The 21851-nt window shown below is 70.0% G+C and carries 24 protein-coding genes, 1 pseudogene and 1 other annotated feature; of the genes and pseudogenes, 20 read left to right on the top strand and 5 right to left on the bottom strand.

The window, feature by feature from the left end; genetic code table 11:
• Nucleotides 1–18 precede the first annotated feature (18 nt).
• From CBP52_RS07605 to istA, 3 genes are all read right to left on the bottom strand, one after another.
• Nucleotides 19–1208, bottom strand: a protein-coding gene (locus CBP52_RS07605; protein ID WP_094180236.1) for an IS3 family transposase whose coding sequence is annotated in 2 segments (ribosomal slippage) — nucleotides 19–927 and nucleotides 930–1208 — 1188 coding nt in all. Because the reading frame shifts where the segments join, the coding sequence is not laid out codon by codon here.
• A gap of 175 nt (nucleotides 1209–1383) precedes the next feature.
• Entirely contained in the window at nucleotides 1384–2178 is a 795-nt protein-coding gene (gene istB / locus CBP52_RS07600; protein WP_094180448.1) for an IS21-like element helper ATPase IstB, read from the bottom strand.
• Nucleotides 2179–3459, bottom strand: a complete 1281-nt coding sequence (gene istA, locus CBP52_RS07595; protein ID WP_157732537.1) for an IS21 family transposase — start codon at nucleotides 3457–3459, stop codon at nucleotides 2179–2181.
• A gap of 248 nt (nucleotides 3460–3707) precedes the next feature.
• Here istA and CBP52_RS07590 point away from each other — a divergent pair, with 248 nt between their 5' ends.
• The 10 genes from CBP52_RS07590 (at nucleotide 3708) to CBP52_RS07540 (ending at nucleotide 12641) form a co-directional block, all read left to right on the top strand.
• Entirely contained in the window at nucleotides 3708–4004 is a 297-nt protein-coding gene (locus CBP52_RS07590; protein ID WP_013115605.1) for a hypothetical protein, read from the top strand.
• Nucleotide 4005: 1 nt separating this feature from the next.
• Nucleotides 4006–4989 carry a cytochrome c biogenesis CcdA family protein gene (locus CBP52_RS07585; RefSeq protein WP_094180447.1) on the top strand — a complete coding sequence of 328 codons (984 nt, stop codon included), beginning with the start codon at nucleotides 4006–4008 and terminating at the stop codon, nucleotides 4987–4989.
• Nucleotides 4986–5612: a peroxiredoxin gene (locus tag CBP52_RS07580; RefSeq protein WP_094180446.1), complete on the top strand. Its 627-nt coding sequence runs from the start codon at nucleotides 4986–4988 to the stop codon at nucleotides 5610–5612. The genes CBP52_RS07585 and CBP52_RS07580 overlap by 4 nt, the downstream gene beginning before the upstream one ends.
• Nucleotides 5613–5829: 217 nt before the next feature.
• Nucleotides 5830–6456 carry a DUF305 domain-containing protein gene (locus CBP52_RS07575; RefSeq protein WP_013115608.1) on the top strand — a complete coding sequence of 209 codons (627 nt, stop codon included), beginning with the start codon at nucleotides 5830–5832 and terminating at the stop codon, nucleotides 6454–6456.
• Nucleotides 6457–7155: 699 nt separating this feature from the next.
• Nucleotides 7156–7557 (top strand): four-helix bundle copper-binding protein, encoded by a 402-nt coding sequence (locus CBP52_RS07565; protein ID WP_094180445.1) that lies wholly within the window; start codon nucleotides 7156–7158, stop codon nucleotides 7555–7557.
• 96 nt (nucleotides 7558–7653) lie between these two features.
• Complete coding sequence (locus CBP52_RS07560) at nucleotides 7654–8295, top strand: DUF305 domain-containing protein (RefSeq protein ID WP_232514704.1); 642 nt, start codon at nucleotides 7654–7656, stop codon at nucleotides 8293–8295.
• A 263-nt stretch (nucleotides 8296–8558) separates the two neighbouring features.
• A complete protein-coding gene (locus tag CBP52_RS07555; protein WP_369826343.1) occupies nucleotides 8559–10709 on the top strand; it encodes a heavy metal translocating P-type ATPase in 2151 nt (716 codons plus the stop codon).
• A gap of 84 nt (nucleotides 10710–10793) precedes the next feature.
• Nucleotides 10794–11342, top strand: coding sequence for a CueP family metal-binding protein (locus CBP52_RS07550; RefSeq protein WP_013115612.1), 549 nt, complete (start codon nucleotides 10794–10796; stop codon nucleotides 11340–11342).
• Nucleotides 11343–11685: 343 nt separating this feature from the next.
• On the top strand, nucleotides 11686–12045 hold the full coding sequence (locus CBP52_RS07545; protein WP_090034559.1) for a helix-turn-helix transcriptional regulator: 360 nt from the start codon (nucleotides 11686–11688) through the stop codon (nucleotides 12043–12045).
• Complete coding sequence (locus tag CBP52_RS07540; RefSeq protein WP_013115601.1) at nucleotides 12042–12641, top strand: cadmium resistance transporter; 600 nt, start codon at nucleotides 12042–12044, stop codon at nucleotides 12639–12641. The genes CBP52_RS07545 and CBP52_RS07540 overlap by 4 nt, the downstream gene beginning before the upstream one ends.
• A gap of 312 nt (nucleotides 12642–12953) precedes the next feature.
• On the opposite strand, the gene merA is transcribed toward CBP52_RS07540, so the two are convergent.
• On the bottom strand, nucleotides 12954–14333 hold the full coding sequence (gene merA / locus CBP52_RS07535) for a mercury(II) reductase (RefSeq protein ID WP_094180443.1): 1380 nt from the start codon (nucleotides 14331–14333) through the stop codon (nucleotides 12954–12956).
• 55 nt (nucleotides 14334–14388) lie between these two features.
• Between merA and CBP52_RS07530 the strand changes: the two genes are divergently transcribed.
• From CBP52_RS07530 to CBP52_RS07510, 5 genes are all read left to right on the top strand, one after another.
• A complete protein-coding gene (locus CBP52_RS07530) occupies nucleotides 14389–14787 on the top strand; it encodes a heavy metal-responsive transcriptional regulator (RefSeq protein ID WP_198303547.1) in 399 nt (132 codons plus the stop codon).
• Nucleotides 14788–14942: 155 nt separating this feature from the next.
• A complete protein-coding gene (locus CBP52_RS07525; RefSeq protein ID WP_094180442.1) occupies nucleotides 14943–15968 on the top strand; it encodes an ankyrin repeat domain-containing protein in 1026 nt (341 codons plus the stop codon).
• Nucleotides 15969–16079: 111 nt separating this feature from the next.
• The gene (locus CBP52_RS07520) at nucleotides 16080–16283 is read left to right on the top strand and encodes a hypothetical protein (RefSeq protein WP_243860739.1); all 204 of its coding nucleotides are present in this window, start codon (nucleotides 16080–16082) and stop codon (nucleotides 16281–16283) included.
• A complete protein-coding gene (locus tag CBP52_RS07515) occupies nucleotides 16284–17111 on the top strand; it encodes a Fic family protein (protein WP_232514703.1) in 828 nt (275 codons plus the stop codon). It abuts the gene before it with no gap.
• Nucleotides 17108–17686, top strand: a complete 579-nt coding sequence (locus tag CBP52_RS07510; protein ID WP_094180440.1) for a recombinase family protein — start codon at nucleotides 17108–17110, stop codon at nucleotides 17684–17686. The genes CBP52_RS07515 and CBP52_RS07510 overlap by 4 nt, the downstream gene beginning before the upstream one ends.
• Before the next feature lie 41 nt (nucleotides 17687–17727).
• Here CBP52_RS07510 and CBP52_RS07505 read toward each other — a convergent pair whose 3' ends face one another.
• Nucleotides 17728–17946 (bottom strand): hypothetical protein, encoded by a 219-nt coding sequence (locus tag CBP52_RS07505; protein WP_094180439.1) that lies wholly within the window; start codon nucleotides 17944–17946, stop codon nucleotides 17728–17730.
• A 495-nt stretch (nucleotides 17947–18441) separates the two neighbouring features.
• Between CBP52_RS07505 and CBP52_RS07500 the strand changes: the two are divergent.
• From CBP52_RS07500 to CBP52_RS18675, 5 genes and pseudogenes are all read left to right on the top strand, one after another.
• A pseudogene (locus CBP52_RS07500) lies at nucleotides 18442–18792 on the top strand (helix-turn-helix domain-containing protein); the annotation flags it as partial.
• A 51-nt stretch (nucleotides 18793–18843) separates the two neighbouring features.
• Nucleotides 18844–20081, top strand: a protein-coding gene (locus CBP52_RS07495; RefSeq protein ID WP_232514680.1) for an IS3 family transposase whose coding sequence is annotated in 2 segments (ribosomal slippage) — nucleotides 18844–19123 and nucleotides 19123–20081 — 1239 coding nt in all. Because the reading frame shifts where the segments join, the coding sequence is not laid out codon by codon here.
• Nucleotides 19122–19235: a sequence feature (AL1L pseudoknot), on the top strand. (Overlaps the previous gene by 114 nt.)
• Before the next feature lie 60 nt (nucleotides 20082–20141).
• Nucleotides 20142–21026 (top strand): hypothetical protein, encoded by an 885-nt coding sequence (locus CBP52_RS07490; RefSeq protein ID WP_369826323.1) that lies wholly within the window; start codon nucleotides 20142–20144, stop codon nucleotides 21024–21026.
• Nucleotides 21027–21527: an ATP-binding protein gene (locus CBP52_RS18680; RefSeq protein WP_369826322.1), complete on the top strand. Its 501-nt coding sequence runs from the start codon at nucleotides 21027–21029 to the stop codon at nucleotides 21525–21527.
• Nucleotides 21473–21820, top strand: coding sequence for an ATP-binding protein (locus CBP52_RS18675; RefSeq protein WP_369826342.1), 348 nt, complete (start codon nucleotides 21473–21475; stop codon nucleotides 21818–21820). Before CBP52_RS18680 ends, CBP52_RS18675 begins: the two co-directional genes overlap by 55 nt.
• The last annotated feature ends 31 nt before the right edge of the window (nucleotides 21821–21851 follow it).

The raw sequence follows: 21851 nt of genomic DNA, 5'->3' as shown, positions 1-21851 counted from the left end.
ACTCGGGGTTTGCGGTAGTCAGGCCGCGTCTGCGGCCGTGTAGATCATCTCAAACTCGACGGGCGTGAGCTTGCCGAGGGCGCGTTGGCGTCGTCGGCGGTTGTACTTGGTCTCGATCCAGGTCACGATCGCCAGGCGCAGGTCGTCGCGGGTGTGCCAGCGGCGGGTGTTCAGGACGTTCTTCTGCAGCAGGGAGAAGAAGCTCTCCATGCTCGCGTTGTCGCCCGCGCCGTAGGAGCGGCCCATCGACCCGACCAGGCCGTTGTTCGCCAGCAGCCGCTGGGTCGCCTTCGCACGGAACTGGCCGCCTCGGTCCGAATGACACACCGTGCCGGCCGGTGAGCGCAGCGCGATCGCGTTGCGCATCGCCGCCCGCGCCAGGGACGACTTCATGCGCGAGTCGATGGAGTACCCGACGATCTTGTTCGAGTAGACGTCCTTGATCGCGCAGATGTAGAGCTTGCCCTCGGCGGTGGGGTGTTCCGAGATGTCCCACAGCCACACCTTGTCCGGGGCGTCCGCGACGAACTCGTGACGGACCACGCCATGCTCGTCGACCACGGCGAGCAGGTCGTCGTGCGGCGCGGGACCGCTCGATCCGGCCTTGGACCGTCTCTTGTGGTGGCTCGCGGTGATGCCGGCGAGCCGGCACAGCCGGTGCACCCGGTTCTCCCCGACGCTGATCGCGTGCTCGTCGGCCAGTTCGTCGGTGATGAACCGGTAGCCGAGCGTCGCGTCGTCGCCATGGATCTCGTAGATCGCGTCCAGGACGTGCGCGTCGTCCCAATCCCGCCGAGACACGGGGTCCTTGAGCCACTTGTAGTACCCCTGGGTCGACAGGCCCAGGACCCGGCACGCCACCGCGACCGGCACCCGCACTCGGGCGCCGGCCGCGGCCATCTCACGGACGAGCGGGAAGACTATTTTCCCGGCAGACCCGCCTGCGCCAGGTAGGCGGCCGCGCGACGCAGGACCTCGTTCTCCTGCTCCAACACCCGGATCCGCCTGCGCGCCTCACGCAACTCGGCGCGCTCGGCCTGCGTCGGCCCGGACCGGCGACCGTCCTCGACATCGGCCTGCTTCATCCAGTTCGACAACGACCCTTCGGAGATACCGAAGTCCTTCGCGATCTGCGTCAGCGGCACCTGCCCCTTGCGGGCCACGGCCACGACGTCATCACGGAACTCCTTGGGATACGGCTTCGCCACGGGGACATCCTTCCAGCGAGGACCAGATCCTCACAGGTCAGGTGTCAACCAAACTCGGGGCAGACCCAGCTTCTGGCGCACGTGCAGCACATGCACGTCGACGAGGTGTGTCAACGACGGCTGAAAACTGAGCAGGAATCGACGCCTGAAAACTGAGCAGGCCAGGTGCCCTGGGCTACTTGTCGCGGTCCTTGGCGAGCAGTTCGCGGCGGGCTCGGGTGCGGTAGGACTCGCCGGCGAGGGTGAGGACTTCGGCGTGGTGGACGAGGCGGTCGATCATCGCGGCGGCGACGACTTCGTCGCCGAAGACCTCGCCCCAGCGTCCGAACGGCAGGTTGGACGTGACGAGGATGGAGCCGGTCTCGTAGCGGGACGCGACGAGCTGGAAGAACAGGTTCGCGGCGTCGGTGTCGAACGGGATGTAGCCGACCTCGTCGATGATCAGCAGCTTGTAGCGGCGGATCTTCTTCAGCTCGGCCTCCAGGGCGCCGCTGTGGTGCGCACGGGCGAGGCGGTCGATCCAGTTCGTCGCGGTGTCGAACAGCACCGAGTTGCCGGCCTGGGCGGCCTTGATGCCCAGCCCGATCGCGAGGTGGGTCTTGCCGAGTCCGGGTGGGCCGAGCAGGATCACGTTCTCGGCCTTGGGCACGAACGTCGCGGTCGCCAGGTGCGCGAGCACGTCCTTCCTGAGGGAGGGCAGGTGCTCGAGGTTGAAGTCCTCCAACGTCTTGATCGCCGGGAAGTGCGCGGTGCGGATCCGCATCGTGGTCCCGGCGGACTCCCGGTCGGCGACCTGGCGTTCGAGGACCGCGGCCAGGTACTCCTCGTGCGACCAGTTCGCCTCCCGTGCCTGATCAGCGAGTGTGTCCCAGGTGCGCCCGATCGTCGGGGTCTTCAGGACGCGGGTCAGGTAGGCGAGCTTGGAGTCCAGCCCGTCCGGGACACCCCTGGGCTTCGTGGTGGTGGTCATCTACGTCCCTTCGGCGATCGTCTGGCGGTCCGTCCCAGGTTCGGGGCGGGGGTCGAAGTCGACGCCGAACAGGGCGTCGTAGTCCGGCAGCGCCCGGATCGCCACGACGTGTCCGTCGGCGTGCTCACGCGTGAGGCGGTCCTGACGGCGAGCGGCGAGGTCCGCGCGCATCTGCTTCGCGGTCGCCCGGTGGGCGGGATCAGTGATCGTCGCGCCGCTCGACCAGCAGCGGGCGTGCTGCGCGACGACCTGCCCGGCGCAGATCGCGGTGACCTGGTGCAGGTCGGCGTGCACGTCGACGAACCTGCCGATCACGCGCGGGTCGATCGAGTAGTCGTTGGCGTCCAGCCGCACGTAGTAGTCCCGCCCGAGCCGGACCCGGTGCGCCAGCCCGACGGTCGGCGCGAGCGGCGGTAACGCGACCATCGCCGCCCGATCGGCGTCCCAGCGGTCCAGCGACCGCGCGCCGCCCAGGGCGCGCAGCGGCCGGGTCGCGGCCCGCGCCGGCAGCCACGCGCTGATCTGCTCGGTGAAGTCACGCGGGGAGGTGAACGTGCGCACGGGCAGGAACGAGGTCTCGAAGAACCCGTTGCGCCGCTCGACCAGCCCCTTGAACTCCGGATCACGCGGCGGGGCCAGGCGCAGCCGGACGCCGAGGGTCCCGACGAACGAGGTCGCCTCCAGGGTCGGCTTGCCGGACCCGCCGATCGCGGCCTCCCGGTCCCAGACCAACGTGCGCGGGCAGGCATCCCAGCCGGCGACGATCTGCCACATCCCGGCCAGGATGTCCCCGGCCTTGCGACTCGGGATCATCACCGCCGAGGTCATCCGCGAGTACCCGCACGTCATCGCCAGCACCGGCAGCACCCGCGCCGTGCCGCCGCCAACCGGGACCGGCACCGGCGGGAACCACAGGTCGCACTGCGCAACCTGGCCCGCCTCGTACTCGACCCGGTCGGTCGGGTCCGGCGGCACGAACAACGGCCGCAACTGCGCGACCCGGACCTTGAGCACCGTCATCGACCGCGTCCAGCCGATCCGCTCGGCGATGACCGTCGCGGGCATCTTCGCGTCCAACGCCAGCTCGCGGCGGATCGCCGCCTCGAACGCGTCGACCGCCGACCCCGTCGCCGGCCGCGAGTACCGCGGCGGCTGGGCCGAGGCCAACGCCTTGGCGACCGTGTTCCTCGAGATCCCCAGACGACGCGCGATCGCCGCCTGCGACAACCGCTCCGACCTGTGCAACCGACGGATCTCGGCCCAGTCCTCCACGCTGATCACCCCTCAGCAGTACCGCGGGATGCTCACGATTCACCCGTCGACTACCGCTCAGTTTTCAGCCGTCGTCGACAGCGCGCCGCGCTGTGGTCGTCGTGGTGTCTGGGGTGGGGGTCACCTGGCCATTGTCGGCTGCGGACGGACGCCGGTCGGGGACCTTCATCGAACCTTGATCCAAGGGCGACCGGTCCTTCGGTGCGGCACGTCGACGCTCCACATGTACCGATCCGCGACCGCCTGCAGGAGAACCCGTGTCGACCATCGAGCCCGCCGACCCACCGGTCCTCGTCACCGTCGTCCATGCCCCGGCGTGCCATTTCTGCCACGACGCCGAGGAGGCCCTAGCCGCCCTGGCCGGTGATTTCCCGCTGGTGGTCCGCAGTGTCGGCATCGATACGGACGAGGGCCGGGCCCTGGTCGCCGAGCACCGCCCGCCGATGAACCCGCTGGTGCTGGTAGACGGGGAGTTCTTCTCCGCCGGGCGACTGCCGCGGAAGAAGCTCACCAAGGTCCTGCACAGCCGGCGCACGGCAGCGGTCGGGGCCTGAGATGGGCAGCGAGTTGCTGACGACTGGGAGCATCCTGGCGGCGTTCTTCGCCGGCGGGGTGGCCCTGTTCGCCCCGTGTTGCATCGTCTTCCTGGCGCCGTCCTACCTGGCCGGTGCGGTCAAGAACGCCCGGTGGCGGCTGCTGCCGCTGACCTTCGTCTTCGCGGCGGGCTTGGCCGTGGTGCTGGTGCCGATCACGCTGGGGATGAGCCTGCTCGCCGGCGCGATCGCCCGGTACCACGCTCCGCTGTACTGGGCCGGCGGCCTGCTGATGATCGCCCTGGCGGGCCTGGCCCTCTCGGGTCGGATGTGGTCGCTGCCGTCGTTCCTGCGTACTCCGGATACCACCGGTGGTGACACCGCGAGCTTCTTCTCCCTCGGGGTGTTCTCCGGGATCGCGTCCTCGTGCTGCGCCCCAGTCCTGGCCGGGGTGATGACCCTGTCGATTCTGTCCGGGTCTCCCATCGGGGGGCTGGCCCTGGGGTTGGCGTACGTGTTCGGCATGGTCTTCCCGCTGTTCGTGATCGCCCTGGTCTGGGACAAGGCGCGCCTCGGTGAGCGCAAGCTGTTCCAGGCCAGAACCGTCCGGCTGCGCGTCGCGGGCCGCACCCTGGTCACCAACACCCTCAACATCGCCGTCGCGGTCGGGTTCACGGTGATGGGCGTGTTCGTCATCGCCCTGGCCGGCAGCAAGGACATGACCGGCGGCTCGGCGTTCCAGGACGCCGCCAGCCGCACCCTGACCGACGTGTTCGCCGCCGTCCAGGACTTCCTGTCTCCGGTGCCCGAGCCCCTGCAGGGGTTGGCGCTGCTCGCGGTCGCCGCCGCGTTCATCTGGGCGACGCTCGTCGACCGGCGCCGGCCCGCTCGGTCGAAAAGCGCCGCCCCGGCCACGACCACGGCTGCTGCAGGGCCGAGCGACGGCCCAGCCGTGCCCGTCCCGTCCTGCCACGCCACCCCGACCACGGAAGAAGTGACCCGATGACCTCCGGAACCGCCACCCGCCGCCTCGCCGAACGCCAGCAGGCTCTGCAGGAGGTTCAGGCCGCGCAGGCGGGACAGGCGCGCCGCCGCCAGCGCATCAGCTGGGCCGCGTGGGGCGCCGGTCTGCTGATCGTGGCCACGCTGATCGCCGCCGCGTTGATCACCTCCCAGCCGACCACGTCCAGCGACGTGCGCGTCGCACCGGACTTCACGCTGCCCGCCTCGGACGGCTCGACCGTCTCGCTGGCGGACTTCCGCGGTGGACCGGTCGTCCTGTACTTCAACGAGGGCGCCGGCTGCGACTCATGCCTGCTGCAGATGGCCGAGATCGAGAAGGATCCAGCGTTCGCCGAGACCGGCATCACCGTGCTGCCGATCGTGATGAACACCGCCGAGCAGATCAACACCGATCGCCAACGCCTCGGCGTCCAGGCACCGTTCCTGCTTGACGACGGCACCGTCTCCGCCGCCTACGACACCCTCGGCAAGGGCATGCACGAAGGCCTCCCGGGGCACGGGTTCGTCCTGGTCGACGCCGACGGCAACCAGCTGTGGCACGGCAACTACCCGTCCATGTGGCTTGCCCCCGCCGACCTGCTCAAGGAGGTCAGCAGCCGACTCTGACCATCACCGTTTGACCTGACGCGCGCGTCACCGACCTATGAAGGAGAGCCCGATGGGCTGCTGCCAGGACACCCCTACCTCGACGACCACGACCCAGAGCACGGCCACCACGACGAGCAACAGCTGCTGCGGCGGCGGCGCTCAGGACGCGGACACCTGCTGCACGACCAGCACCTCGGCCTGATCCCCAACACCGATCCTGGGAAGGAACCACCCCTTGACGAGCACCACGCGCCGGCGCCTCGCCGCGACGACAGCAGCACTCGCCCTGGCGGCCACCCTGACCGCCTGCTCCACCGGCGACGAACCGACGCCCGAACCCCCCGCGGCGCAGGAGTCCTCGAGCAGCGAGGACGCCGAGGCGGCGACTGAGCACAACGCCGCCGACGTGGAGTTCGCGCAGATGATGATCGTCCACCACCAGGGAGCGCTTGAGATGGCTGAGCTCGCGGTCGAGCGGGCCTCCACCGACGAGGTCCGCGCACTGGCCGAGCGAATCGCCGCAGCGCAGGGCCCGGAGATCGAGCTCATGTCCGGCTGGCTGGAGACCTGGGACGAGGAGCTCCCCGCTGAGGCTGAGCACGGCGGCATGGACCACGGCGGGATGGAGATGGACGGCATGGACCAGGAGGAGGCGATGTCCACCCTGGCCGAGTTTGAAGGGGTCGCGTTCGACCGGAGGTTCCTCGAGCTCATGGTCGCCCACCACCGCGGCGCCGTCGAGATGGCCCAGGCCCAGATCGGCGAGGGCGCAGACCCCGACGCCCTGGCACTCGCCCGGACGATCAGGGACGACCAGAACATAGAGATCACCGAGATGGAGAACCTGCTGCGGTCCCTCTGAGCAGCCCGCAGCACGACCGGCAGGAGGCCACCCCGCACGAAAAGGTGGCCTCCTGTCGCGTGCGTCTGCCACCGGCGCTGCGGCGAAGCGCTAGGTGCGGACGTACCGTCGCCCGGTGCCGAACTCCCCGTTTGACAAGGAAGAACCTGCCCGGCCTCACCGCGTGCAGTCTGTGTGCCGGAGAGACCCTGGGCGAAGCTGACACCGCCCCGCGTGGCCAGCTGCAGCGCCTGAGGCACCTGGCCGACTCCGGCGTGGCTCGCCTGACGACCGTCGACTGCCTCGACGCGTGCGATCGCGGCGACGTCGTGGTCGCTCGTCCGTCCGGTGCATGCCGCCGCACCGGCGCACGACCGGTGTGGTTCGAACGCCTCGCCGGGGATGAAGTCACCGGCGAGCTCGCGCGCTGGCTCCGGTGCGGCGGTCCGGGCGTCGCGCGACTGCCCGACCGACTCGTCGGCAACGTCATCCAGCGCTCTGACCCCGTGCCCGCCGGCCCTGCGGCGTAGCCGTCGGATTCACGGCCTGACGCGCGTTCGCCCTTGCGCGGCCGTCCGCCGGAGAGACCCTCATCGAACCTTCATGGCGGCGCCGTCCCTCTCACCGCGCGAACACGCGGCCCTGTCTATAGCGTCGAAAGGGTCCCCGCGGCGCACGAGCGATCGATGTGCCGCACGATCCGCAAATCAGGAGGCCGTCGTGAAGACCACGCAGATGCTCGACACCTACCCCGCGACCATCAACCTCGACCGCCAGCTGCTGGCTCGCGTCATCGAGTCCCTGGTCGCCTGCTCGCAGGCGTGTACCGCGTGCGCGGACGCGTGTCTGAGTGAGGAGATGGTCGCCGACCTGCGCAAGTGCATCCGGTCCAACCTCGACTGCGCCGACAGCTGCGCGGCCACGGCGCGGATCCTGTCCCGCCACACCGGCTATGACGCCAACATCACCCGGGCTCACCTCGAGGCCTGCATCGCCGCGTGCCGGGCCTGCGGCGACGAGTGCGAGCAGCACGCGGGCATGCACGAGCACTGCCGCATCTGCGCCGAGGCGTGCCGGGACTGCGAGGCCGCCTGCGCCGAGCTCCTCGCGGCCATCCGCTGAGCCCGTCCACGCGGTGCCGGCGGGCATCCCGCCCGCAGCACCCCGTGAGTCCGTCCGACACCCAGGCAGGTAGGAGCGAGACGAGGAGACGCAGCGATGTCCGTGCAGCGTGAGCACGATGGCGAGTCGATGAACGACGAGCACGACGGTGACGGCGCCCATCACGGGGGTGAGCGGCACGGCGGTGGGCAGGGCCATCAGATGAAGGGCATGTACCTGCGGTTCGCCGCCATGATCCTCACGGCCATGGTGGTCATGTACTGGGTGATGTTCGTCGGCTCGTGGGAGCTGGATCACGTCCGATTCAGCCAGAGCCGGATCTTCATGGCGGTCACCATGGGCGGCACGATGGGGCTGATCATGCTCGCCTGGATGCTGAACATGTACAAGAACGCGAAGGCGAACATCGCCGTGGTCGCCGTCAGCGTGCTGCTCCTTGCCGGCGGCGTCGCCCTCGACCGCAGCCAGGTCACGGTCGGCGACACCGCATTCATGCGCGCGATGATCCCGCACCACTCCCTGGCTATCACCCGCTCCGAGCGGGCCCAGATCGACGACGTCCGGGTGTGCGAGCTCGCCGTCGAGATCATCGAGGCTCAGCAGCGGGAGATCGCCGAGATGGACTGGCTCATCGAGGACATCGAGCGCAAGGGCATCGCAGCAACGGCGGCCGAGGCCGACGCGCGCCCCGTACCGGACTTCGAGGGCACCGCGCTGCGCTCGTGCCCGACCCCCTGACCTGACCCGCTCGGCGTCGAGGTGCCCCCGAGCCGGGAATACCGGCCATGAGCACGCCGTTGGCCGCTCACATACCCCCTGGGGGTATTTTTACGCAGATGACGGTGGAGCACGGGTCGAGGAGAAGAGCCATGAGCAACGCGCACCAGGGCCACGACGTGCACGGCGAACGACGCAGCAGCGCGAGCCAGCGGCACGAGCTGTCCGTCGAGGACACTGATCCGCTGGCTCACGACCGCCACGGTGGGCACGACGCCGGCCAGATGGAGCACGAGGGCCACCACATGCCCGCGCATGTGGATGGGCACGACGCCGAGCACCGGCCCTCCGCGAGCCACCATGGCGTGCACATGGGCGCCGAGGGTGGCCACGGCGGGCACGGGGCACACGGCGGTGGTCACGGTGACCACGTCGCCCTGTTCCGGCGCCTGTTCTGGATCAACCTCGCGCTCGCCGTGCCGACGGTCCTGCTCAGCGGGATGTTCGCCGACCTGCTCGGCTATGCCCTCCCCGACGTCCCGGGGCTCACCTGGGTCGCGCCGGCCCTCGGCACCGTGATCTACCTGTGGGGCGGACGGCCGTTCCTCACCGGAGCGGTCGCTGAGTTCCGGGCCCGCAAGCCGGGGATGATGCTGCTCATCGGGATGGCGATCACCGTGGCGTTCGTCGCCTCCTGGGGCGCGACCCTCGGGGTACTCTCGCACGAGCTGGACTTCTGGTGGGAGCTGGCCCTGCTGGTCGTGATCATGCTGCTCGGCCACTGGCTGGAGATGCGGTCCCTGGCGCAGACCTCCTCCGCTCTGGACTCCCTGGCGGCGCTGCTGCCGGACGAGGCGGAGAAGGTCGACGGCGACTCCGTCGTCACGGTCGCTCCGTCCTCGCTCGCCCTGGGGGACGTCGTCATCGTCCGCCCGGGCGGCCGGGTGCCGGCCGACGGGCAGGTCGTCGAGGGCGCTGCCGACGTCGACGAGTCGATGATCACGGGCGAGTCGCGGCCGGTGTTCCGGACCGTCGGCGACCAGGTCGTCGCGGGAACCGTCTCGACCGACAGCGCCCTGCGCGTGAGGGTCGACGCCGTCGGTGACTCGACCGTGCTGGCCGGGATCCGACGACTGGTCGCCCAGGCGCAGTCGTCCACGACGCGTGCGCAGCTGCTGGCCGACCGCGCCGCCGGGTGGCTGTTCTGGTTCGCCCTGATCGCCGCCGTCATCACGGTCGCGATCTGGAGCGCCGTCGGGACACCGGACTTCGCAATCATCCGCGCCATCACGGTGCTCGTCATCGCCTGCCCGCACGCCCTCGGGCTCGCCATCCCGCTGGTGGTGTCGATCTCCACCGAACGCGCTGCCCGGGGTGGCGTGCTGGTCAAGGACCGTGCCGCACTCGAGCGGATGCGCGTGGTCGACACCGTCCTGTTCGACAAGACCGGGACGCTCACCAAGGGCGAGCCCGTCGTGCACGATGTCGCGACGACCGGGATCGGTGACGACGAGCTCCTCGCGCTGGCCGCCGCCGCGGAAGCCGACAGCGAGCACCCGCTGGCACGTGCGATCACCGCCGCAGCACACCATCGAGGGCTCACGGTGCCGCGCGCCGAGGACTTCCAGGCCTCGACGGCTGTCGGAGTCTCCGTCACCGTGGACGGACGCTGGGTCGCCGTCGGCGGCCCGAACCTCCTGGCCGAGCAGGGGCTCGATCCTCTGCCGGTGACCCAGCCCTGGTCCGACCGCGGACAGATCGTCCTGCACGTCGTGGTCGACGGCCGCGTGGCCGGAGCGCTAGGGCTCGCCGACGAGGTACGTCAGGAGTCCCGCGAGGCGGTCGACGCCCTTCACGCCCTCGGCATCCGCGTAGTGATGATCACCGGTGACGCCGAGCCGGTGGCCAAGGCCGTGGGGACGGAACTCGGCATCGATCAGGTCTTCGCGGGCGTCCGCCCGGAGGACAAGAGCAGCACGGTGGCCTCCCTGCAGGGTGAGGGGCGGACCGTGGCGATGGTGGGTGACGGCGTCAACGACGCGCCCGCCCTCGCGCAGGCCGACGTCGGCGTCGCCATCGGTGCCGGCACGGACGTGGCCATCGCCTCGGCCGGGGTCATCCTCGCCTCCGACGACCCCCGGTCTGTCCTGTCCGTCATCCAGCTCTCCCGTGAGGGCTACCGGAAGATGAAGCAGAACCTGTGGTGGGCCGCCGGCTACAACATCGCCGCCGTGCCCCTCGCCGCCGGAGTCCTCGCGCCGGTGGGGTTCGTCCTGCCGATGGAGATCGGCGCGATCCTCATGTCCCTGTCCACGGTCGTCGTGGCCGCGAACGCCCAGCTCCTGCGGCGTCTTGACCTGAGCCCACAGGCCTCGACAGCCGCAGCACACGGGGCCCAGCGCGTCGGACCGCGGACAGCGGTGCCAGCTGCCTGAGCAGACGACCCCTTCATCGAATCTTCATCGCCGACGGGCCTTCGGTCGGCGGAGCCGCGCACGACGGTGAGCGAGGATCTTCACATGCGTTCTCGACTCCGCCTCGCCGCCGTCGTCGTTGCTGCCACCGCTGTGCTCGCCGGCTGCTCCGCCACCTCGGATGACGACGTCCTCGCCGACCTCGGGCTCGACGGCCTGACCGGTCAGGAGATCGTCACGCGACTCGACACCTCGACGGACAGCCGGCCGCTGAACTTCACGGCCTCCGTGCGCGAGGACGAGGTCCTCGTCGGCGACGGGACCGCCGAGGTCGCCGTGCCCCTCGACGAGGGCGAGTTCTACGTCTCGATCGCGCCGTACATCGAGACGACGCACGAGTGCTACTTCCACAGCCTCGCGACCTGCCAGGGCGAGTTGGTCGACGAACCGGTGGAGGTCACGATCACCGACGCCGACGGTGTTGTCCTCGTCGAGGAGAGCGCCACGACCTACTCCAACGGGTTCGTCGGCTACTGGCTCCCTGAAGACGTCGAGGGAACGATCGAGATCACTCAGGGCGACCTGAGCGGCAACGTTCCGTTCAGCACGACCGAGGGCAGCCCGACCTGTGTGACCACCCTCCAACTCACCTGATCGACACGGCCGCTCCGAGCGGGCTCGGCCTCCGGTCGCCGTCGACGCACAGAAGCCGGGGGTGTTGCTCAGCTCCGCGGCATTGGGCCGAGGTTGGCCGCAGCAACCACAGGTCCGAGTCGCGGTCGACAGTGCACCGCTGCGGTGCGGTCATGACCCCGCGCTGTCGAAGAATCACCCCAGCTCCCGGACGGAACTCCCGGCCGGGCACCGCCACTTAGCCTCGGCAGAAGCCCGCCATCTTCCGCTGGAAGTCACACCGCCCGGCCCTCCGGCGCGTGTAGCGGAATCGTTCGTTTGCGGCACAGGCTGCCGGTTCAGTCAGTGCTGTATAGTTCAGCACATGCTGAGCATTGCTACTCGCCTGGACGTGATGAACCGGTTGGGCCGGGCAATGGCCGACCCAACACGGTCACGGCTCCTGATGGCGTTGTTGGAGCGGCCCGCCTATCCGGCAGAGCTGGCACGCGACCTCGGGCTGACGCGCTCGAACGTGTCGAACCATCTGGCTTGCCTGCGCGACTGCGGCATCGTGGTCGCCGAGCCCGAGGGCCGCCAGACACGTTACGAGATCGCCGACCCGCACCTGGCACGGGCGCTCAACGCACTGGTCGAGGTCACCCTCGCCGTGAATGAGAACGCTCCCTGCATCGATCCTGCCTGCCCTGTTCCCGGGTGCGCCAACGCGGAGCCTGACGCGTGATCGTTTCCTCGGTCCTGCAGGCGATCGGCCTGTTCGTTGCCACCAACATCGACGACATCATCGTGCTCTCGCTGTTCTTCGCCCGGGGCGCAGGGCAACGCGGGACGACGGCCCGGATCACCGCAGGCCAGTACCTCGGGTTCGCCGGCATCCTGGGCACCGCCGTGCTCGTGTCACTGGGCGCGGGAGCATTCCTTCCTGAAGAAGCCATCCCCTACTTCGGGCTCATCCCCCTGGCCCTAGGCCTGTGGGCCGCATGGCGGGCCTGGCGCGGGAGCGACGACGATGACGATGACGCCAAGGTTGAGGGCAAGAACGTCGGCGTCTTGACCGTCGCCGCGGTCACCTTCGCCAACGGAGGAGACAACATCGGCGTCTACGTCCCGGTCTTCCTCAACGTGGGACCTGTAGCCGTGGTCGCCTACTGTGTCGTCTTCCTCCTGCTCGTCGCGATCCTCGTCATGCTGGCCAAGTTCATCGCCACGCGCCGACCGATCGCCGAAGTCCTCGAACGCTGGGAACACGTGCTGTTCCCGATCGTTCTGATCGGCCTGGGCATCGTCATCCTCGTCAGCGGCGGAGCCTTCGGCCTCTGACGCCCTGCCCCGGCCCATGACGCATCTCGGTTGAGAGACTGCACGCACGGAGCGAAGAGCTCCGAGGAGAGGCATGGTGGATAGCCGCGCCGGTGTTGCCATCGCGTGGCCGCGCTGGCAGATCTCGCGGTAGACCCGCGATCACCCCCTGGTTGTCGGCGCCAGCTGACCCGACCGCCACAGAACACCGACAAGGCCCCGCCACCTGAACGCCAAGACCACACGGTCTCCGCACGAACTGCGGGCTCCCCGCCTGTTCCACTTCCAAGGAAGTGGGACACGGGCCGCGCGGAACCGGTCAGCCGCTGCCGTTCACGCGCAGCAGCTCGTTGGCATGTCGCTGCGGAAGAGGCCGGCGCAGATGCGCAACGCCTCGCTCATGGTCAGGTAGGGCGCCCAGGTGTCGGCGAGGTCGTCGACGGTGAGCCCGAACTTGATCGCGTAGGTCGCGGCGAGCATCACGTCGCCGGCGCCGTCGAGGGCGGCGTGGACCCCGAGGATCTTGCGGGTGTGGGCGTCGACGACGACCTTGAGCGTGCCGCGGGTGTCGCGGTTGGCGAGCGATCGGGGGATGTCCTGGGCATCCAAGACCCGGGAGTCGCACTCGTGCCCGGCGGCCAGTGCCTGCTGCTCGGTCAGGCCCGCGGAGGCGAGCTGGGGGGTCGTGAACGTCACCGACGGCAGGCCGCGGTAGTCGACGGTGGTGGGCCGGCCAAGGGCTCCGGCAGCTGCAGCGTGACCGGTCTGTGCAGCGACGTAGACGTACTGCGGGGCGCCGGAGACGTCACCGGCGGCGAAGATCCGCGGGTTGCTCGTGCGCTGGTGCGCATCCACCGTGATGAACCGTCGGTCGTCGGTGTGCACCCCGGCGTCGTCCAGCCCGAGGTCGTCGGTGTTCGCGTGCCTCCCGGTGGCCACCAGCAGACGCTGACCGGTCAGCTGCGCGCCGCGCTCGGTCCGGACCAGCACGGCGCCGTCGGCGGTGCGCTCGAGCGCCACCGCGCGTTCCTCCACGACGGTGATGCCGTCGTCGGCGAACACGGTCCGCAGCACGTCCGCGACCTCTGGCTCGGCGTGAGGCGCGAGCCGGCCGACGAGCGTGACCGCGACACCGAGCTGGGACCAGAGCTGGGCCTGCTCGAGCCCGACGTACCCACCGCCGAGCACCACCATCGAGGAGGGGATGTCCTGCAGCTCCATCGCGGTGGTGCTCGTCAGCGGGTCGATCGTGTCCATGCCTGGCAGGGCCGGGATGTGAGCGGCCGAGCCTGTCGCGACGATGTATGCCGCGCCGGCGACTCGCTCACCGTCGACCTCGAGCGTCTGCTCGTCGACGAATCGCGCGTGGCCGTACATGACCGGGAAGCCGTGCGCCTCGGCCACGTCGGTGTACTTCGCCTGACGGAGCCGGTCGATCAGCTCCTGCTTCTGCGCCATCAGAGCCGCCAGGTCGACGCCCCCCGCGCCGGTCGGGAGGCCGGGGAACGGGTTGACGAGCGCCCGGTGACGGCGCCCCGCGGCCGCGAGCAGGTTCTTGCTCGGGATGCACCCCACGTTCAAGCACGTTCCACCCAGCACCCCGTGCTCGACCAGCAAGACCGACTTCCCGCGCGACCGGGCCTCAATCCCCGCGGCCATCGCCGCCCCTCCGCTACCGATGACGACCAGGTCCCACGTCTCTTCCATGCCCATCGACGGACCGTAAACGTTCCACCGCACGGCAAGGTCAAGACGTAGCCTTGAGACCATGAGGATCGGGGAGCTGGCCGAGCAGGCGGGTATGACGACGAAGACCTTGAGGTTCTACGAGCAGGCGCAGGTGCTGCCGCAGCCGGCCCGGACCGCGTCGGGCTACCGCGACTACGACGAGACATCGCTCGCGCGGCTCCGCTTCGTCCGAGCCGCCCAGGGTGCCGGCTTGAGCCTCGCCGAGATCCGCACCATCATCACGGTCCGCGAAGACCAAGGGCCGCCCTGCGGACACGTCACCGCGCTGCTCGAGCGACACGCCGCTGCCCTGGACGAGCGCATCGCAGAGCTCGAGGCGACGCGCGAGGAGGTCCGCCGGCTCCGGGACCGCGCAGCCACCCTGAACCCCGCGGCCTGCTCCGAGGACGGCGTCTGCCACGTCATCCCCACCCACTGACAGGCGGCCGCGGGCTTAGAGTCGGTGCTGGCGCGGAGGGCGCCACCGGGCCCGCGGACAGGACTGAGTCCACCTCCACAGCACCACGACGAACCACTCCCGTCGACGATCTCCTCTGCCTGGCAGCGCGGGCCGCCAGCTCCTAAGGAGACGTCATGCCCCTTCTGCCAGCGCGCGCCGACCTCGAGCAGCTCCGGCGCCAGGCCAAGGACCTTCTACGGACGGCCGAACGCGGTGACCCAGCTGCCGTCGCCCGGATCCGCTCCGTATCCGAGCAGCTCGCCCTGAGCTCAGCGCAACTCTCCGTGGCCCGCGAGTACGGGTTCCCCCACTGGGCCAAGCTCAAGCTCGAGGTCCAGCGACGCGCCATCCTGGACAGCGGCGACGCCGCCCGGCTGGTCGACCTGCTCGCCGCGCACCCCGAGCTGGCCGTCCAGAGGATGTCCGGGTGGTGTGACCACCTGCACGGAGCCAGCCCCCTGGGCTACGTGGCGATGATGCGCTTCGACACCACGCGCGACACCTGGCGAGACGTCCCCGGCACCGCTGCTCTCGCCCGCGCGCTCCTCGACGCCGGCGCTCCGGTCGAAGGCGATCCCCTGGACGCCGAGACGCCCTTGATGACCGCCGCCAGCTACGGCGACGCGGAGGTCGCGCGGGTCCTCGTCGAGGCTGGAGCGGACCTGGACGCGACCGCGTCGCCCACCGCCGGTGGCGTCCCAGGAGGGACCGCCCTCCGACACGCTGTCGTCTTCGGCATGACCGACGTCGTGGACGTCCTACTCGCCGCCGGAGCGCAGGACCTGGTTCAGGCTGCGGCTGCTGGTGACGTCACCGGCGCCCTGAGCTCCGAGACCTGTGAAGAGGATCGCGTCGCGGCCCTGCGGACTGCCGCGGCACACGGCCGGCTGAACGTGATCGATCAGCTCATCGCAGCGTCCACGCCCGTAGATGGGGTCGACCGGGACGGATCCACCGCCCTGCACGAGGCCGCCTTCTCCGGCCGAGCCGACAGCGTTACCCGCCTGCTCCATCACGGCGCAGACCCCACGCGCCGCGACACGAGATTTGGCAGCACGCCCCTGGAGTGGTGCCAGCACCAGCGCGCCGAGATCGGGCCCGGGAAGGGACACGACGAGGTCGAGGATGTCCTGCGACCCATCACTCCCGGCGCCACCTGACTGTCCCGCCACGCTGCGGCGGCAGAACCCCGCCATTTAGCGCCGAAAGTCACAGGAGAGGGGACCCGCGCCGTGGCTACAAAGTTCGACGTTGAGGAGCGCTGGCCTGAGTTGTTTGCGCAGCTCGACAGCGCGCAGCGCCGCGCGGTCGTGCAGTCGCTCGCCAGTGCGTGGCACGAGGGCTGGGAGCCCAACCGTGAGGACGTCGCGGACCTGATCGACGAGGCGCGCGGTGCGATCACGTTCGAGGAGTACCAGCGGCGGTCGGTCGCGAAGGCCGAGCGTGCCATCTCGCGCGAGCGTGCTGCTCTGTAGGTGGCTACCCGGTTCGACTCCTGGGAGTTCTACTTCTACCCCGAGACCTATGACCCGCGGACCGGCCAGGGTGTCATGCGGAACCTGCGTGAGTGGCGCAGCGCGGAGGCGCTGAGCAGTTACGAGTACCGCATGACGGGTGCGCGTCAGCGGCAGCTCCTTGCCCGGCCGGACCTCGTGTCGCACACGTTCGACGCCGACCACGTGCGAGCGATTCACCAGCACCTGTTCCAGGACGTCTACGAGTGGGCCGGACAGTTCCGCGGCGTGAACATGGCCAAGGGCTCCGGACGTGGATTCGGAGACGTCAAGACCGGCGAGATCGACCGGTACCTCAGCGACGTGCACCGGCTGGTCGAGAGCACCGCATGGGAGCGGCTGGACCGCGAGCAGTTCGGGGAGCGGACAGCGACCGTGTTCGCCTATCTGAACCAGGCTCATCCGTTCCGGGAGGGCAACGGGCGCACGTCGAAGGTGTTAATGGAGCACGTCGCTGCGCGATCGAGGTTCGCCCTCGACTTCGACCGCGTGTCACCTCTCGAGTGGAACCAGGCCTCGGAGTTCACCCGCCCGGACCTGCTCGCCTACGACCCGGTGCCGGACTCGCTCGTACCGGTGTTCCGACACATCGCGGTCGAGCGCCCGGCAGCGCCAGCACCCGCCGTCGACGCCGCCGCACAAGTGCGCTCGCTGCTCAGCGCGAGCTACCCGCGACCGGCTACCCCGGGACCCAGCACGGCCGCGCAGAGCACCACGGAGCGGCCCCGTCGCACCGGTCTGGGTCTGCCGGGGCAGGGCTACACCACGGGACGAGGGGAGGGCCGATGAGCAACGTCGTCGGCTACGCGCGCGTGTCACGTCACGACCAGGACCCGGCCGCGCAGGAGGCCGAGCTGCGCGCCGCCGGCGCGGTGCGGGTGTTCGTCGACCAGGGCGAGTCCAGCCGGGTGAGGGACCGCCCGCAGTGGCTCGCGTGCCTGGACTACCTGCGCGCCGGGGACACCTTGCTCGTGCGCCGGCTCGATCGGATCGCCGGCAGCGAGAAGATGGCCATCGAGACCATCAACGAGTTGCACGAGCGCGGCGTCAACATCAAGTCGTTGACGGAGCCGGACATCGACACCACGACCCCGATGGGCCGCGCCCTGTTCGGGATCGTGGCGGTGTTCGCGCAGCTGCGCGTCGACACCATCCGCGACAACACCCGCCGCGGCCTGGCGCACGCCCGCGCGCAGGGCCGGGTCGGCGGCCGGCCGTCGGTGATGACCCCCGAGCGCACCGCGGCCGCGGCGCGGATGCACGAGCAGGGTCAGAGCATCGCGCACATCGCCCGCGTGCTCGGCGTGGGCGCGTCCAGCGTCTCGCGCGCACTGGCGAAGGCCGAGGAGACGACGACCGTCTGATCGGACAGCGCCGGATCAACACGGTCGCCCGGATGATCCCCTCAGAGGTACTGGCGCAGCCAGTCGGGCATGCTCGAATCGTCGAGGTCCCACGACTCCACGACTTCCTCATCGTGATGCCAGGTGCTCTCGTCGCCATCGAAGAACTTCTGTCGGTGGCACTTGTACTTGACGACGCTGTTGCCTTCCAGCCGGTACTCGTTCCAGTAGTAGTTCTGCTTGCCGTGCCCCTGCCACTCGTTGGTCGTGTAGATCGTCACGCCGGAGGCCTCCTCTGGTCCTTGTCCACCGGCAGAGCATCGCGCACATCGCACGTGTGCTCGGCGTCGGTGCGTCCAGCGTGTCGCGGGCGCTGGCCAAGGCCGACGAGGCGACGTCGGTCTGAGGCCGGCCCCCGGCACTTCCCCCGTCCCCGATAGCGGCCAGCCAACGCACGAGAGCCCCCCGTCAAGGGTGCGGCGTAGACGCATCACGGAGTGACGCGCAGCGCTCTTGACGGGGGGCTCTCGTGCGTGAGGATCAAGGCTGCGGGGGAGCGGGGTGCCTCGCACCCACCCAGGCCGTGCACGGGCCGCACGCGCTCGTCGCGAGCCGGTCTACGGACGGTGACGGTGCGGCCGGTGTGCGGGCGGTCAGCCGGGGTCCCGCTGTCCACCTGTGGGCGGCCGGAGCCGCGGAGCGGTGTTCTCGACGACGCGCTGAGACTGACCCCCTGACGACGGATTGGGACTGACCCCCTCCGGGACTCTGGAGGGGTGATTGCGCTGGAAGGTTGGGCTGAGATCCGTCGGCTGCATCGGGCCGAAGGGGTCCCGATCAAGGAGATCGCGCGTCGGCTCGGGCTGGCGCGCAACACGGTCCGAGCAGCGTTACGGGCCGAGGCGCCGCCCTCGCGCGAGCGCGGTCCGCGGGGTTCGGCCGTCGACGCGGTCGAGCCGCAGATCCGGGCGTTGCTGGCGGAGTTCCCGCGGATGCCTGCGACGGTGATCGCGGAGCGGATCGGGTGGACGCGGTCGCTGACGGTCCTGAAGGACCGGGTCCGTGAGCTGCGGCCGTTGTTCGTGCCGCCCGACCCGGCCGACCGGGTCGAGTACGACCCCGGCGAGTGAACCGCCCCGGGTTCCATGGAGGCTCTCAATCCACGGAGGATGAGAGTCATGGCAGCACCGAGGAAGTACCCGGACGAGCTTCGGGAGCGGGCGATCCGGCTCGTGCTGGACGCGAGGAAGGACCCGGCGACCCGACCGGCAGCGGCGCGGCGGATCGGTGAGCAACTCGGGATCAACCCGGAGACGCTGCGCGGGTGGGTCAAGCAGGCCGAGATCGACGCCGGGGACCGGCCCGGGACGAGCACTGCGGATGCGGCGCGGATCGCCCAGCTGGAGCGGGAGAACCGGGAGCTGCGCAGGTCGAACGCGATCTTGCGCAGTGCGTCGGCTTTCTTCGCGGCGGAGCTCGACCGCCCGTCGACCAGGTAGTGGCGTTCATCGACGCCCACCGTCAGGAGTTCGGGGTCGAGCCGATCTGCGCGGAACTGCAGGTCGCCCCGAGCACCTACTACGCGGCCAAGGTCCGACCGCCCTCGAAGCGGGCGCTCACCGACGCGGCGCTGAGCGAGGTGATCGTCGTCGAGCACGCGGCGAACTACTCGGTCTATGGGGCGCGGAAGATGTGGAAGCACCTGCACCGCGCCGGTCACCCGGTCGCGCGCTGCACGGTCGAGCGACTCATGCGGGCCGCTGACCTGCACGGAGTCGTCCGCGGCCGGGCCAAGCGCACCACAATCCCGGGCAAGGACGGTTCTCGGGCCGGTGACCTGGTCAACCGGGCGTTCACCGCGACCGCGCCGAACCAGCTGTGGGTGGCGGACTTCACCTACGTCCGGACCTGGGCCGGCTTCAGCTACGTCGCGTTCGTCATCGACGTGTTCTCCCGGATGATCGTCGGTTGGAAGGCCGACACCCGCATGCGCGCCGACCTGGTCACCGACACCCTCGAGATGGCCGTCTGGGCGCGCGGCCGCGCCGGGGTCAACGACCTGGCCGGGTTGATCCACCACAGCGACGCGGGAGCCCAATATGTCAGTCTGGCGCTGACCGAGAGGCTCGCCGCGCTCGGGATGCGCGCCTCGATCGGGTCCGTCGCCGACGCCTACGACAACGCCCTGGCCGAGTCCACGATCGGCTTGTTCAAGAACGAGCTGATCCGCCGCAAGGGACCATGGCGCACGCTCGACGACGTCGAGATCGCCACGCTCGAGTACGTCGACTGGTTCAACAACCGGCGCCTGCACACCGAGCTCGGCGACATCCCACCCTCCGAGCACGAGGCCAACCACTACCGTCAGAACCCGGCGTCGACGACGCTGGAGACCAGAGAACCGAGCCTCCACTGAACCCGGGGCGGTTCAGAGGTCGCCCAGTGCGACCTGTGGTTCCCGCCGCAGCCGATCCCCGTGGGCGGCGGGCAGGAGCGGGTGCTGCCGGTGCTGGCGATGACGTGCGGGTACTCACGCGTCACGGGCGGGGTGATGATCGCCTCGCGCAAGGCCGGGGACATCCTGGCCGGGATGTGGCAGATCGTCGCGGGGTGGGACGCCTGTCCTCGGACGCTGGTCTGGGACCGGGAGGCCGCGATCGGCGGGACCGGGCGGCCCACGATCGAGGCGACCAGCTTCGCGGGGACGATCGGGGTCCGGCTCAAGCTCGCTCCGCCGCGAGATCCGGAGTTCAAGGGCCTGGTCGAGCGTCGCAACGGGTTCTTCGAGACCTCGTTCCTGCCCGGGCGCACGTTCACCTCGCCGGTGGACTTCACCGAGCAGATCAGCGGCTGGCTGGCGACGCGCGCGAACACGCGGGTGCTGCGCTCGATCGGGTCGTTGACGCCCACGGACCGCTGGGCGGCCGACCGGGCGGCGATGGTCGCCCTGCCGCCGGTCGCACCGTCGATCGGGCTCACGCACCGGGTCCGGCTCGGGCGGGACTACTACGTGCGCATCGACGCCAACGACTACTCGATCGACCCGCGGGCCATCGGCCGGTTCGTCGAGGTCCTGGCCACCCCGGCCCGGGTCGTGGCGACCTGCGCGGGGCAGGTCGTGGCCGACCACGCCCGTGACTGGGGCCACGCCCGCACGATCACCGACCCCACCCACCAGGCGACGGCCAGGGCGCTGCGCCAAGACCTCGCGATCCGCCGCCAGCAGCAGGCGCGCTCGACCCGTGTTCACGGCGATGGGCACGTCGTGACGATTCGGGCGCTGCCGGACTACGACGCCCTGTTCGGCGTCGACTTCGACCCCCGCCCCGCCCCGGGAGCGGCAACCGCTGAAGGGAGGTAGATGACCACCACGACGAAGACCAGACCGACCCCCGACGGGCTGGGATCCAAGCTCGCCTACCTGACCAGGGTCCTGAAGACCCCGACGATCGGGCGGACCTGGGAGAGCCTGGCCGAGCAGGCGCGGGAGGCGAACTGGTCGCACAAGGAGTACCTGGCCGCGGTCCTGGAACGCCAGGTCGCCGACCGGGAGTCGGCCGGCACGACGATGCGGATCCGCACCGCGCACTTCCCGGCGATCAAGACGTTGGAGGACTTCAACCTCGAGCACCTGCCCTCGCTGCGCAAGGACGTGCTCGCGCACCTGGCCACCGCGACGTTCGTGCCCAAGGCGGAGAACGTGATCCTGCTCGGCCCGCCCGGACTCGGCAAGACCCACCTCGCGATCGGGCTGGGCATCAAGGCCGCGCAGTCCGGCAACAGCGTGCTGTTCGACACCGCGACGAACTGGATCGACCGCCTCGCCCGCCCCACCACGCCAGCGCGCTGGAGGCCGAACTGAAGAAGATCCGCCGCTACAAGCTGATCATCATCGACGAGGTCGGCTACATCCCCTTCGACACCGACGCCGCGAACCTGTTCTTCCAGCTCGTCGACTCCCGCTACGAGACCGGCTCCATCCTCGTCACCAGCAACCTGCCCTTCGGGCGCTGGGGCGAGGTCTTCGGCGACGAGGTCGTCGCCGCCGCGATGATCGACCGACTCGTCCACCACGCCGAGGTCCTCACCCTCGCGGGCGAGTCCTACCGCACCCGGGCCCGCCGCGAACTGCTCGCCAAGGACCGCGACCAGTAGCACGAACCGACCCCCTGGGGGTCAATCCCAA

Source organism: Cellulomonas sp. PSBB021, assembly GCF_002240455.1.
GTDB lineage: Bacteria > Actinomycetota > Actinomycetes > Actinomycetales > Cellulomonadaceae > Cellulomonas > Cellulomonas uda.
Note: the sequence above shows the minus strand (reverse complement) of the source record. Positions and strands in the feature narration are given on the sequence as shown.